Source organism: Streptomyces sp. NPDC003034, from assembly GCF_053591375.1.
In genome coordinates this window covers 22211-35173 of sequence record NZ_JBSFTS010000014.1, presented here as the reverse complement: position 1 = coordinate 35173, position 12963 = coordinate 22211, and the positions used below count along the sequence as shown (strand labels likewise).

The 12963-nt window shown below is 70.3% G+C and carries 12 protein-coding genes; 8 read left to right on the top strand and 4 right to left on the bottom strand.

Features of this window, described 5'->3' with window-relative positions; translation table 11 throughout:
- Positions 1-56: 56 nt before the first annotated feature.
- From ACWDX7_RS16280 to ACWDX7_RS16245, 8 genes are all read left to right on the top strand, one after another.
- The gene (locus tag ACWDX7_RS16280; protein WP_451488741.1) at positions 57-776 is read left to right on the top strand and encodes a YcnI family copper-binding membrane protein; all 720 of its coding nucleotides are present in this window, start codon (positions 57-59) and stop codon (positions 774-776) included.
- Positions 777-881: 105 nt separating this feature from the next.
- Entirely contained in the window at positions 882-1535 is a 654-nt protein-coding gene (locus ACWDX7_RS16275; RefSeq protein ID WP_451488742.1) for an SCO family protein, read from the top strand.
- Positions 1532-2026, top strand: coding sequence for a copper chaperone PCu(A)C (locus tag ACWDX7_RS16270; protein WP_451488743.1), 495 nt, complete (start codon positions 1532-1534; stop codon positions 2024-2026). The genes ACWDX7_RS16275 and ACWDX7_RS16270 overlap by 4 nt, the downstream gene beginning before the upstream one ends.
- A 22-nt stretch (positions 2027-2048) precedes the next feature.
- The gene (locus tag ACWDX7_RS16265; RefSeq protein ID WP_451488744.1) at positions 2049-4232 is read left to right on the top strand and encodes a copper resistance protein CopC; all 2184 of its coding nucleotides are present in this window, start codon (positions 2049-2051) and stop codon (positions 4230-4232) included.
- Entirely contained in the window at positions 4157-5518 is a 1362-nt protein-coding gene (gene efeB, locus ACWDX7_RS16260) for an iron uptake transporter deferrochelatase/peroxidase subunit (protein ID WP_451488745.1), read from the top strand. The genes ACWDX7_RS16265 and efeB overlap by 76 nt, the downstream gene beginning before the upstream one ends.
- Positions 5519-5560: 42 nt before the next feature.
- Complete coding sequence (pheA, locus tag ACWDX7_RS16255; RefSeq protein ID WP_451488746.1) at positions 5561-6496, top strand: prephenate dehydratase; 936 nt, start codon at positions 5561-5563, stop codon at positions 6494-6496.
- A 536-nt stretch (positions 6497-7032) separates the two neighbouring features.
- On the top strand, positions 7033-8310 hold the full coding sequence (serS, locus tag ACWDX7_RS16250; RefSeq protein ID WP_451488747.1) for a serine--tRNA ligase: 1278 nt from the start codon (positions 7033-7035) through the stop codon (positions 8308-8310).
- Positions 8307-9119 (top strand): HAD family hydrolase, encoded by an 813-nt coding sequence (locus ACWDX7_RS16245; protein WP_451488748.1) that lies wholly within the window; start codon positions 8307-8309, stop codon positions 9117-9119. Before serS ends, ACWDX7_RS16245 begins: the two co-directional genes overlap by 4 nt.
- A 332-nt stretch (positions 9120-9451) precedes the next feature.
- Here the strand turns inward: ACWDX7_RS16245 and ACWDX7_RS16240 are convergent, their stop codons facing one another.
- The 4 genes from ACWDX7_RS16240 to ACWDX7_RS16225 are packed head-to-tail and all read right to left on the bottom strand — an operon-like array spanning position 9452 to position 12952.
- Positions 9452-10171 (bottom strand): ABC transporter permease, encoded by a 720-nt coding sequence (locus ACWDX7_RS16240; protein WP_451488749.1) that lies wholly within the window; start codon positions 10169-10171, stop codon positions 9452-9454.
- Between the two features lie 15 nt (positions 10172-10186).
- Entirely contained in the window at positions 10187-11098 is a 912-nt protein-coding gene (locus tag ACWDX7_RS16235; RefSeq protein ID WP_355408850.1) for an ABC transporter ATP-binding protein, read from the bottom strand.
- Positions 11095-11982, bottom strand: coding sequence for an ABC transporter permease (locus tag ACWDX7_RS16230; RefSeq protein ID WP_451488750.1), 888 nt, complete (start codon positions 11980-11982; stop codon positions 11095-11097). Before ACWDX7_RS16230 ends, ACWDX7_RS16235 begins: the two co-directional genes overlap by 4 nt.
- Complete coding sequence (locus ACWDX7_RS16225; RefSeq protein WP_451488751.1) at positions 11972-12952, bottom strand: ABC transporter ATP-binding protein; 981 nt, start codon at positions 12950-12952, stop codon at positions 11972-11974. The genes ACWDX7_RS16230 and ACWDX7_RS16225 overlap by 11 nt, the downstream gene beginning before the upstream one ends.
- Positions 12953-12963 lie beyond the last annotated feature (11 nt).

The window sequence follows — 12963 nt, the reverse complement described above, 5'->3', positions numbered from 1 at the left end:
TCCGCGCGCATCCGTGCGCGGGCCACCGTCACCCTGCTTCAGTGGAGTGTTCCGCCATGAAGACCTCTCGCGTCTCCTTCGCCGCCGCGATCGCCGCCGGTTCCGTCCTCGTCCTGTCCGGCACCGCCTTCGGCCACGTGAGCGTGCAGCCCGGCGAAGCCGTCAAGGGCGGCTACGCGACGATCAATTTCAAGGTCCCCAACGAGCGCGACAACGCGTCGACCACCCAGCTGGAGGTCAGCTTCCCGACCGACCAGCCCCTCACGTCCGTCATGCCGCAGGACGTGCCCGGCTGGACCGTGAAGGTCGAGAAGGGCCCGCTCGACAAGCCGCTCACCGTGCACGGCAAGCAGATCAACGAGGCCGTCACCAAGGTCACCTGGAGCGGCGGCAAGATCGAGCCGGGCAAGTTCCAGCAGTTCCCCCTCTCCGTGGGCAAGCTGCCCGAGAAGGCCGAGCAGATGGTCTTCAAGTCCATCCAGACCTACGACAACGGCGAGGTCGTCCGCTGGATCGAGGAAGCCAAGGAGGGCGCCGCCGAACCGCAGAACCCGGCGCCCGTCTTGAAGCTGACCGCCGCCAAGGGCGACGACCACCACGGCGATGCCGGTAAGGCGGGGGAGCAGGACGCCGGCAAGGAAGAGGCGGGAGACCACGACGAGGCGGCGGCCCGGCACGGCTCCGACTGGACGGCGCGTGCCCTCGGCATCGCCGGTATCGTCGTCGGACTCGGTGGTGTGGCCTTCGGTGTCGCCTCCCGTCGCCGCTCCGCCTGACCTGCCCCTCCCGCGCCGGTCGGCGGCTGCCCTTCGCCCGTCGACCGGCGCCTTCGCCCGGTCCCAGAACATCCGTACCATCCCCGATCCCAGGGACATCCCTCCATGCGCACCATTCGTGTGACGGTCGCCGCCCTCGTCGCGGCGGCCGCACTCACCCTCACCGCTTGCGGTACCGAGCGGGCCGATACCGGTTCGGTCACCCAGATCTCCGGCGGCCAGAGCAAGACCAGGGCGGCGACCGTCCTGGACCGCCCGTTCGACAAGCCCGAGCTCGTCCTCACGGACACCACCGGCAAGCCGTGGAGCCTGCGCGAGCAGACCAAGGGCAAGCCGACTCTCATCTACTTCGGCTACACCAACTGCCCTGACGTGTGCCCGCTGACGATGAGCAACATCGCCGTCGCGAAGAAGGCACTGCCCCAGGCCGACCAGGAAGACCTCCAGGTCGTCTTCGTCACCACCGATCCCGAACGGGACACACCCGAGTCCCTCGGTGCCTGGCTCAGGTCCCAGGACCCGGCCTTCACCGGACTCACCGGCAATTTCGCCACCATCCAGGCCGCCGCGCGCTCGCTCGGCATCGGTATCGAGGCGCCCACGAAGGAAGCCGACGGCAGCGTCGTCTCCATGCACGGCGCCCAGGTCATCGCGTTCTCGCCCAAGACCGACGAGGGCTACGTCCTCTACGGCGAAGGCACCACCGTCGACGACTACACCAAGGACCTGCCGAAGATCATCAAGGGAGAAAACCCGTGACCGCCCGCACCACCCGCACCCTCGCCGCCGCCCTCTCCCTGACGGCAGCGATCGCCATATCCGGCTGCTCCTCAGATGCCAAGGAGAATGCGGCCAAGCCGAAGCTGTCGGTCAGCGGCGCCTTCATGCCCGAGCCCGTCAACGACAAGATGGCCGGCGCCTTCATGGTCATCAAGAATGAGTCGAAGACCGCCGACAAGCTCACCGGCGCGGCCTCCCCGCTCTCCGAGGATCTGCAGATCCACGAGACCAAGAACCAGAAGATGCGGCAGGTCACTTCCATGGAGGTGCCCGCCAACGGTGAACTGCGTCTGGAGCGCGGCGGCGACCACGTCATGTTCATGGGGCTGAAGAGCACGCCGAAGGTCGGCGACAAGGTCACCGTCGAGCTGCGCTTCGAGAAGGCGGAGCCGCTGAAGGTCGAGCTCGACGTGAAGGAACGGACGTACACCGCGCAGGCTCCCGCTCCTACCGACGGCAACGCCCACTGACGGACCGAGGGACTGACACGCCATGACGGCCACCGCCCCCGCCCCATCCGCGGACCCATCCGCGGCCCGCGCCCGCGCCGCGGCACTTCTGCCGCGCCTCGCGCTGGTACTCGCGACCCTGCTGGCGACGCTGTTCACCGCGGTCTCCCCGGCCGCGGCACACGCCGCACTCACCGCGAGCGACCCCAAGGACGGGGCGGTGGTCGCCACGGCACCCGCCCAGGTGACACTCTCCTTCTCGGAGCAGGTCGCCATGGGCGAGGACTCCATCCGCGTCCTGGACCCTCAGGGCAAGCGCGTCGACACCGGCGAGCTGCGCGACATGTGCGGCGGCGGCACCATCCGCTACGGCACCGCTCTGCACGCCGGCCTGCCGAACGGCACCTACACCGTCGCGTGGCAGGCCGTCTCCGCCGACAGCCACCCGATCTCCGGTGCCTTCACCTTCTCCATCGGTGCGCCGTCGGCCACCAGCGTCACCCTCCCCTCCGCGCAGGCGGGAGGCGGGCCCGTGGGTATCGCGTACGGGATGGCCCGGTACGTCGCCTACGCGGGCTTCGCCGTCCTCGTCGGCGGCGCCGCCTTCATCCTGCTGTGCTGGCGGCGGGGCGCGGCCGAGCGGCCGCTCCAGAAGCTCGTACTGCGCGCCTGGGTCGCCCTCACCGCCGCCACGCTGGCGATGCTGGTGCTCCGTACCCCGTACACCGGGTCGGGGAGCTTCGCCGACGCCTTCGACCTCGGCGGGCTGAAAGCCGCCTTGGAGACCAAGACCGGCGCCTCCCTCGTCTCCCGGCTGCTCCTGCTGGGCGCGGCGGCGCTCTTCCTCGCGGTCCTGTTCGGCGCCTTCGCGCGGCGACAGCAGCCGGACCGGTCGGCAGCGGGGAAGGCAGTGGCCGCAGGGGCTGCGGGGGACGCGCGCGCCCTGGCGGACGTGGAGGGCTCAGGGCAGGCACGGCAGGCAGGCCTGGCAGACGGCGCGGAGAACGGTCCGGACGCACCGGCCGCCGCCCGCGGCGGCGACGAGCTTGCGGACACCGAGGACACCAAGAACTCCGAGGACTCCGAGGACACCAGCGACCTCACCTTCGGCCTGGCCATCGGCGGCGCCGTCGTCTCGGGCGGTATCGCCGCCACGTGGGCGCTTTCGGAGCACGCGTCCACCGGTCTCCAGCCGGGCATCGCCATGCCGGCCGACATCCTGCACCTGCTGGCCGTCGCCACCTGGCTCGGCGGCCTCACTGCGCTGCTGGTCGCCCTGCACAAGGTGCCCGGCATCGAACGGGAAGCCGTCCAGCGGTTCTCCCGCGTCGCGTTCGTCAGCGTGCTCGTGCTCGCCGTCACCGGTGCCTACCAGTCCTGGCGGCAGGTCGGCAGCTGGTCCGCCCTCACCGGCACCGACTACGGACGGCTTCTGCTGCTCAAGGTCGGGCTCGTCGGCGTCCTCGTCGCCGTCGCCTACATGTCCCGGAAATGGACGGCCCGGCTCGCCGACCCCGCCGTCGGACGGACCGCGAAGGCGGACGCACCGGTCGATGTTTCACGTGAAACGTCGACCGATGTTTCACGCGAAACGTCGACCGATGTTTCACGTGAAACGTCGACCGCCTCCGTCACCGCCACGGTGCCCGCGGACGCCAAGCGTGCCGCTCAGCTCGCCCGGCAGGACGCCGCCCGCGAGGTCGCCCGGCGAAAGCAGGCCCGCGACGCGGACCCGGACCGGGCGGGTCTGCGCCGTTCCGTCCTCGCCGAGGCGGGGGTCGCCGTGGTGCTGCTCGCCGTCACGACCGTGCTCACCAGTACCGAGCCCGGTCGCGCCGTGGAGCAGGAAACGGGCCGCGGCTCCACCGCCACGGCTGTCCCCGACCGCGCCGTCAAGATCACCCTGCCGTTCGACACGGGCGGCCGGGCCGGCAAGGGGACCGTCCGGCTGGAGCTGGACCCCGGCCGGGTGGGTGCCAACACCCTGCACCTGTGGGCGGACGGACCCGACGGGAAGCCCCTTGACCTTCCCGAGATCAAGGTCTCCTTCACCCTCCCCGCCAAGGACATCGGACCCCTGCCGCTCGTCCCGGACCGCATCGCGCCCGGACACTGGACGGCATTGGGCGTGCAGGTCCCGCTCGCCGGTGAATGGCGCATCGACGTGACCGTCCGTACCTCCGACATCGACCAGACGACCGTCCACAAGACCGTGAAGATCGGCTGAACAGCGTGACCGAGAGCAACCCCGACATCGAGATCTCCCGGCGCCGCCTGCTGGGCACCGTCGGCGCCGCAGGCGCCGCGGGCCTCGCACTCGGCGCCACCGGTGGCGCCCTCGCGCACTCCGCGCTCGCCGACTCTGTCAACGGCGCAGCCGCCGCGGGCGCCCCCGGAAGCCTGTCCTCCCTCGGCGCCACCAAGGTCGCCTTCCACGGTGACCACCAGGCCGGCATCACCACCCCCTTGCAGGCCAAGGGGCACCTCATCGCCTTCGACCTCGCCCCAGGCGCGGGCCGTACGGAGGCCGCCGCGCTGCTGCGGCGCTGGTCCGAGACCGCCCGGCGGCTCATGGCGGGCGAGACCGCCCCGGTGGCCGACACCGGCATCGCCCTCGACGCCGGCCCGTCCTCCCTCACCGTTACCTTCGGCTTCGGACATTCCTTCTTCGACCGCACCGGCCTGACTGCCCGTCGCCCGGCCGCCCTCGACCCGTTGCCCGTCTTCTCCGCCGACCGGATAGACGACCGTCGCAGCAACGGCGACCTGTGGGTCCAGATCGGCGCCGACGACGGACTCGTCGCCTTCCACGCCCTGCGGGCCCTGCAGAAGGATGCCGGGGACGCAGCCCGCGTCCGCTGGCAGATGAACGGTTTCAACCGGTCCCCCGGCGCCACCGGCACCCCGATGACGGCCCGCAACCTCATGGGGCAGGTCGACGGAACGGGCAACCCGAAGCCCGCGGAACCCGACTTCGACCAGCGGATCTTCGTGCCCGATGGCGGACCCGGGCCGGCCGGGCACTCATGGATGGCGGGGGGCTCGTACGCCGTCGTCCGGCGCATCCGCATGCTCCTCGACGACTGGGACAAGCAGTCCCTGGCCCAGCAGGAGCAGGTGATCGGCCGTACGAAGGCGACCGGGGCCCCGCTGACCGGCGGCGGCGAGACGACGGAGATGGAGCTCGACAAGGTCGGCGCCGACGGCAAGCCCGTCATCCCGTCCAACGCCCACGCGCGGATCTCCGCGCCCGAGCAGAACGGCGGGGCCGCCATGCTGCGGCGCCCCTTCTCCTTCCACGACGGGATCGACGCCGACGGCGCCCCCGACGCGGGTCTCCTCTTCATCTGCTGGCAGGCGGACCCGCTGCGGGGGTTCGTCCCCGTACAGCGCAAGCTCGACCGGGGCGATGCCTTGTCCGCATTCATCCGGCACGAGTCCAGCGGCCTGTACGCGGTGCCGCCCGGCCCCCGTGCCGGAGAGTACGTCGGGCAGCGGCTGCTCGAAGGATGAACCGGCCCGCGGAGCGCGGCGCCCCGGCATTAGGCTGCTCACATGTCGGCCACTCGCTACACCTATCTCGGTCCCGAGGGCACCTTCACCGAAGCCGCCCTCCGCACACTGCCGGAAGCCGCGACCCGGGAGCTCGTCCCGATGGTGTCGGTCCCGGCCGCGCTGGACGCCGTGCGCAACGGCGAGGCCGCTGCCGCGCTGGTGCCGATCGAGAACTCTGTGGAGGGAGGAGTCACCTCCACCCTGGACGAGCTGGCCTCCGGCGAACCGCTGATGATATATCGCGAGGTCCTGCTGCCCATCGCCTTCGCTCTGCTCGTGCGGCCGGGGACCGCCCTGTCGGACGTCAAGACCGTCACCGGGCACCCGGTGGCCCAGCCCCAGGTGCGCAATTGGCTCCGGGCGAACCTCCCCGACGCCGTATGGGAGTCGGCCGCGTCCAACGCCGACGGCGCCCGGCTGGTCCAGGAGGGCCGCTTCGACGCGGCGTTCGCGGGTGAGTTCGCGGCGGCCACCTACGGGCTCGTACCGCTGGTCACCGAGATCCACGACGCGGAGAACGCGGAGACCCGGTTCGTCCTCGTCGGCCGCCCCGCCCGCCCCTCGGCTCCGACCGGCGCCGACAAGACCTCCGTGGTGCTGTGGCTCGGTGACGACCACCCCGGTGCACTGCTGGAACTCCTTCAGGAGTTCGCCGTGCGGGGGGTCAACCTGATGCTGATCCAGTCCCGTCCGACCGGCGAGGGCATCGGCAACTACTGCTTCGCCGTCGACGCCGAGGGCCACATCTCCGACCGGCGGGTCAGCGAGGCGCTCATGGGCCTCAAGCGGACCTGCCCGCGCGTCCGCTTCCTCGGGTCCTATCCGCGCGCCGGGGTGGCTCAGCGTGATATCCGCGCCCCCCGGCCGGGGACCTCCGACGGTGACTTCACAGCTGCCTCCGACTGGCTGACGCGCTGCCTCGACGGCCGGGCGTAGGGCTTGCCTCCACTGTCCACAAAGTTATCCACAGGGCAGTGGGCAGACCTGGGGACAAGTCGACAGGGCAGCGCGACAAGGTCGACAAATCGGCCTGGGCTCGGGTTTCGCCCTGGAGAGCGGAAGGTGAACGGCGTCACCCGCGCATCGCGGATCAACTCTTCGGGGCGGGCCATTCCCACCCGAATGAGTGCGTGAGGGCGGTTTGAACCCTGTCTCCCTCAGACGGCCAACCGGTCGCGAATGATCTATTTCCGTGTCCACAGATCCAGCCCACAGCCTGTGGATAAGGTGCCCCGCCCCAGGGTTTCCTGTGGACAAAGAAGCCTCCGGCCCTGCTCAGAGACTCTTGCTCGGAGACGACTCCGCGTCATGGCCGGGACCCCTTTCGGGGAATGGGCGGGCTATTGCCGCCCACATCTCCGAAGGAACCCCCGACCCGCCTCCCCGCTTATCCATTCACCGCAATAGGGACATAGTGACACGCAGCGTGATATCGGTGTGATCCCCTCAACCCGGCCCGGTAGCCTGGAGGGGTGATTGACCTTCGGCTGCTCCGTGAAGACCCTGACCGTGTCCGCGCCTCGCAGCGCGCCCGTGGAGAGGACGTCGGACTCGTCGACGCGCTCCTCTCCGCCGACGAGCGCCGCAGGTCTTCCGGCATGCGCTTCGACGAACTGCGCAATGAGCAGAAGTCGCTCGGCAAGCTCATCCCGAAAGCCTCCCCGGAGGAGCGGGCCGAGCTGCTGAAGAAGGCAGAGCAGCTCAAGCAGGACGTCAAGGCCGCCGAGGCCGAGCAGAACGAGGCCGACGAGGCCGCGAAGCAGCTGCTGCTGCAGCTCAGCAACATCGTCCACGAGGACGTCCCGGTCGGCGGCGAGGAGGACTTCACCGTCCTGGAGACGCACGGCGCCATCCGTGACTTCGCCGCGGAGGGCTTCGAGCCCAAGGACCACCTGGAGCTCGGCGAATCGCTGGGCGCCATCGACGTCGAGCGCGGGGCCAAGGTGTCCGGCTCGCGCTTCTACTACCTGACCGGTGTCGGCGCCCTGCTGGAGCTGGCCCTGGTCAACGCCGCGATCGCGCAGGCCACCGAGGCCGGCTTCATCCCGATGCTGACCCCGGCGCTGGTCCGCCCGCGCGCGATGGAGGGCACGGGCTTCCTCGGCCAGGCCGCGGAGAACGTCTACCACCTGGAGAAGGACGACTTCTACCTGGTCGGCACCTCCGAGGTCCCGCTCGCGGCGTACCACATGGACGAGATCATCGACGCCGACAAGCTCCCGCTGCGGTACGCCGGCTTCTCGCCCTGCTTCCGCCGCGAGGCCGGTACGTACGGCAAGGACACCCGCGGCATCTTCCGCGTCCACCAGTTCGACAAGGTCGAGATGTTCTCGTACGTCGCACCGGAGGAGGCCGAGGCCGAGCACAAGCGGCTCCTGGACTGGGAGAAGCAGTGGCTGACCAGCCTGGAGCTGCCCTTCCAGGTGATCGATGTCGCCACCGGTGACCTGGGCGCCTCGGCCTCGCGCAAGTTCGACTGCGAGGCGTGGATCCCCACCCAGGGCAAGTACCGCGAGCTGACCTCCGCCTCGAACTGCGACGGCTTCCAGGCCCGCCGGCTGTCGATCCGCTACCGCGACGGCAAGAAGACCCAGCCGCTGTCGACGCTGAACGGCACGCTCTGCGCCGTACCGCGCACCATCGTCGCGATCCTGGAGAACCACCAGCAGGCCGATGGTTCGGTGCGAGTACCGCAGGCACTGCGTCCGTACCTCGGCGGCCGCGAGGTACTGGAGCCGATCACCAAGTGAGCCCGGCTCCGTTCCCGTACAAACTCGTCGCCACCGATCTCGACGGGACGCTGCTGCGTGGCGACGGCACCGTCTCGGAACGCACCCGTGAAGCGCTCGTCGCGGCCACCGCGGCGGGCGCGGCGCACATCATCGTCACCGGCCGGGCCGTGCCCTGGACCCGGCACGTGCTGGACGATCTCGGCTACCAGGGCATCGCCGTGTGCGGGCAGGGCGCGCAGGTCTACGACGCGGGCGCGCACCGGCTGCTGACCTCGGTGACGCTCGACCGGCAGCTGGCCGGTCTGGCGCTGTCGAAGATGGAAGCCGAGATCGGTCAGCTGGCCCTCGCGGCCAGCCGGGACGGGGTGGACGGCGAGGTCTTGATCGGCCCCGGCTACCAGGTGCAGGAAGGCCTGCCGGCCGTCCGCCTGAAGGACACCACCGAGGTGTGGACGGCCCCGTTGAACAAGCTGTACATCCAGCACCCGGACCTCGACGACGACGCGCTCGTCAAGGCGGGCCGGGCGGTCGTCGGCAGTCTGGTCGACATCGTGATGGCCGGTCCTGGTGTGGTGGAGATCCTGCCGCTGGGGCTGAGCAAGGCCACCGGGCTCTCGCTGGCCGCGCGCCGGCTGGGGGTGAAGGCGGCGGAGACGGTCGCCTTCGGTGACATGCCCAACGACATCCCGATGTTCGCCTGGTCGGCGCACGGTGTGGCGATGGCCAATGCCCATGCGGAGCTCAAGGCGGTGGCAGACGAGGTGACGACCTCCCACGAGGAGGACGGCATCGCGGTGGTGCTGGAGCGTCTGCTGGGCGCCGCGTAGCGCAAGCGGCCAGGCCGCCGCACCGACCGTACGGGTAACGCACCGACGTACGGGTAGCGCCCAGGCGTACCCCGTAGCCCACCGACGTACCCGCAGCGCACAGGACGTAGGAGAGGTCCGGGGCGGCCCGCGCCGACGGCGCGCTCGAAGTGGCCGCCCCGGACCTTTGTTGCTCCCCGCACCGCTCACTCTGCCCCGCGCGGAAGTCCCGTACCACCGAATTTCGCCCCGCCAGCCGAGCGGAACCGCAAGGCCCCGCCCGGCGTGTGGGCCGGGCGGGGCCCTGTGCTCGTACGGTGCGGGGACCGTGGGGCGGTGGTGCTGACTTCGGCCTACTCCTCGCCGGCCAGGGTGAGGCGGCGCAGCCTCTGCCCCGCGTAGACGGTGGCCCCCACGGTGACCGCGGCGAGCAGGACCGCGGCGGTGGGCAGACCGACGGTGGCGTCGACGTACCCGTCACCGGCGACCTTCTCGGCGAGCGACAGGGCCCACTGCTGAACGCTGAGGGTCTTTGCGCCGGAGACCAGGCTGCCGAAGAGCGACTCCCAGATCAGGGCGTAGACCAGGCCGAAGACGACGGCGTGCCGGCTGACGGTGCCCAGCAGCAGGAACAGCGCGCTGTAGGCGATCGACGCCACCAGCGCGGCGACGGTGTAGGCGACGGCGATCTGCTGGCCGTTGCCGTTGAGGATGAAGCCGGCGATCAGGGTGGGGATCGCGGAGAAGGCCATGGTGACGGCGATCGCGACGATCAGCTTGGTCATGATGATCGTGGGGCGCTTCACCGGCTTGGCGAGCAGGTAGACGATCGAGCCGTCGTCGATCTCGGGTCCGATGGCTCCGGTGCCGGCGATGACGCCGATCAGCGGGACCATCGTGGCGAGGGCGAAGCCTCCGAGGAGGTCGGCGGTGACCTTGTCGTCCACACCGGCGAAAGCGCGGACGGCGAGGGCGATGACGATCAGCAGGGCGGGCAGCGCGAAGAGGATCAGCGCGCGGCGCCGGCCGAGCAGGGCCCGGTAGGTGAGCCGGGCAACGGTGGGGTTGTACATGGGTGCCAGCTCCTTTCAGGCCGCGACGAGGTAGGAGAAGACCGACTCAAGGGACTCGTCGGAGGGGGAGACCGTCAGCAGTCTGACGCCGTGCTCCCGGGCCACACGCGGCAGCAGCTCGGTGAAGCGGCCGAAGTCGACGGCCTGGATGCGCAGCGCGCCCTCCTTGAGGTCGACCTCGATACCGGCGGTGGAGGGGTCGGCGATCAGGGCCGCGGCGAGAACCCGGTCGTCGGAGGAACGGACGAGGTAGCGGTGCGGGCGGTCCGTCATCAGGCGGCGGATCTTGCGGAAGTCGCCGGAGGCGGCGTGCCGGCCCGCGACGACCACCTCGATGTGCGAGGCGAGCTGCTCGACCTCCTCCAGGATGTGGGAGGAGAACAGCACGGTGCGTCCCTCGTCGCCCATGCGCCGCAGCAGGTCCATCAGCTGCATGCGCTGGCGCGGGTCCATGCCGTTGAAAGGCTCGTCGAGGAGCAGCACGGAAGGGTCGTGGACGAGGGCGGACGCCATCTTCACGCGCTGGCGCATCCCCTTGGAGTAGGTGGAGATCTTCCGGTCCTGGGCGTACTCCATCTCCACGGTCGCCAGCGCCCGTTGGGCGGTCGCGTCATCGAGGCCGTGCAGTTCGGCGTTGGCGACGACGAACTCCCGGCCGGTGAGGAAGTCGTACATGGCCTCGCGCTCGGGGACCACGCCGACCTGCTTGTAGACCTGCTCGTTGCGCCAGATCGGCGCGCCGTCGAGGGTGACGGTGCCCGTGGAGGGAGCGAGGAAGCCGCCCATCATGTTGATGAGCGTGGATTTGCCGGCGCCGTTGGGGCCCAGCAGTCCGGTGACGCCGGGCCCGATGCGCATGGTCACGTCGTTGACGGCGACGACGTTCCCGAACCAGCGGGAGGTGTGGTCGATGTCGATGATGGTCACAGCCCGGCCTTCCGGTAGCGGGCCATCAGGGCGGCGTAGGAGCCGGCGATGAGGCCTAGGACGACGAGCAGGTAGACGGCGCCCACACCGGCCGTGGGACCTGTGCCGCCCGGGAAGGCGGAGGTCGCGCCGAGGAAGGCGGTCTGCACGCCGTCGATCAGGGTGATGGGGGAGAAGAGGCCCAGCCAGTCGATGGCGCCGGCGTTTCCGGTCGTGTGGGCGACGGCCTGCACGGTGGAGACGGCGCCGTACGGGATGAGCAGCAGCGCGATGACGGCGGCGACGCCGAATCCGCGGCGCGGGGTGAGGGCGGCCATGACCAGGCCGAGGCCGGAGAAGAGCAATGACAGCAGGAGTACCGACACCAGTCCCTGTCCGAATCCCTTGGTCTGGTCGCCGAAGTCGAACTTGGCCAGCAGCGCACCGATCCACATGATGAGCAGCGGGGTGGCGGTGAGGATGAACATGGCCGAGGCCATGGCCGCGTACTTCGCCAGCACGTAGTCGACGCGTTCGATGGGACGCGAGAAGTAGAGCGGGACGGTCTTGAAGCGCAGATCGCGGGAGACGGACTGCGGCGCCTGGGAGGCGAGGTAGAGGCCGATGACCACCTGGGTGGTCAGGGCGTACGTCGTGTACTTGATCGGCAGGTCGGTGGAGCCCGGGACGGCGATGGCGACCGCGACGATGATCAGGGCGGGGACGCACATCACCGCGAAGAGGATCATCGGGAGCACCTTGGACTTGGCGGACCGGCCGAGTCCGTAGGCGCCGCGCAGCGACTGCGAGAACAGCGACTTGCGGGCGTAGGCGCGGCCGAGCCGGGCTCCGTCGTAGGACCGGTAGCCGATGTTGTGGATCTGGGTCGAGGTGTCAGGCGCCATCGGAACCGGCTCCCTTCTGCTGGGTGGTCTGGTCGTGGTCGCGGAAGACCTCCGCGATGTGGTGGCGGCGCTGTTCCATGCGGACCAGGCCGATGCCCAGGTCGGCGACGGTGTCGCGGACGATGTCGTAGGTCTGGTCGCCGGTGGCCTCGACGAGCAGGATGTGGCCGGCTCCGGGCAGGCCCTGCTCCTCGCCGAGGTGCAGGGTCAGGCCCGCCTCCGTGAGCGCCTTGCGCAGGGCCGCGGTGCCGTCCGGGTGGGCGTCGGAATCGGTGACCTCGACCGCGAGGGTCGTCGTCGTCTGGGTGAAGTCGCTGGTGGAACTGGAGCGCAGCAGCTTGCCTCCGTCGACCACCACGACGTGGTCGCACGTCCGCTCCAGCTCGCCGAGCAGGTGGGAGGTGACCAGGACCGAGATGCCGAAGTCCGTGTGGACCCGGCGGATCAGGCCCAGCATCTCGTCCCGGCCGACCGGGTCGAGTCCGTTGGTGGGCTCGTCGAGCAGGACCAGCTGCGGGTCGTGGACCAGCGCCTGGGCGAGCTTGACGCGCTGCTTCATGCCGGTGGAGTAACCGCCGATCGGCCGGTAGCGCTCCTCATACAGCCCTACGTGGCGCAGGGTGTCCGCGGTGCGCTCGCGGGCGGCGGTCGGCGGGAGCCCGGACATGCGGGCCATGTGGACGACGAACTCGGTGGCCGAGACGTCGGGTGGCAGGCAGTCGTGCTCGGGCATGTAGCCGACGCGTTCACGGATGGCGCTGCCATGCGTGGCGACGTCGAGGCCGAGCACGGCGGCGCTGCCCTCGGTGGCGGGGGACAGTCCCAGCAGGATCTTGATCAGCGTGGACTTGCCGGCTCCATTGGCACCCACGAGGCCGGTCACACCGGGCCCGATGTCCAGGGAGAGCCGGTCGAGGGCGGTCACTCGGGGGTACCGCTTGCTCAGGCTTTCGGTCGCGATGACAGTCACGGCTCCGACGT

Coding starts and splice junctions, on each gene's coding strand:
- ACWDX7_RS16230 (WP_451488750.1), bottom strand. CDS start 11,982: ATGGCGCCTGACACCTCGACCCAGATCCACAACATCGGCTACCGGTCC.
- ACWDX7_RS16240 (WP_451488749.1), bottom strand. CDS start 10,171: ATGTACAACCCCACCGTTGCCCGGCTCACCTACCGGGCCCTGCTCGGC.
- ACWDX7_RS16265 (WP_451488744.1), top strand. CDS start 2,049: ATGACGGCCACCGCCCCCGCCCCATCCGCGGACCCATCCGCGGCCCGC.
- efeB (WP_451488745.1), top strand. CDS start 4,157: ATGGCGCATCGACGTGACCGTCCGTACCTCCGACATCGACCAGACGAC.
- pheA (WP_451488746.1), top strand. CDS start 5,561: ATGTCGGCCACTCGCTACACCTATCTCGGTCCCGAGGGCACCTTCACC.
- ACWDX7_RS16280 (WP_451488741.1), top strand. CDS start 57: ATGAAGACCTCTCGCGTCTCCTTCGCCGCCGCGATCGCCGCCGGTTCC.
- ACWDX7_RS16275 (WP_451488742.1), top strand. CDS start 882: ATGCGCACCATTCGTGTGACGGTCGCCGCCCTCGTCGCGGCGGCCGCA.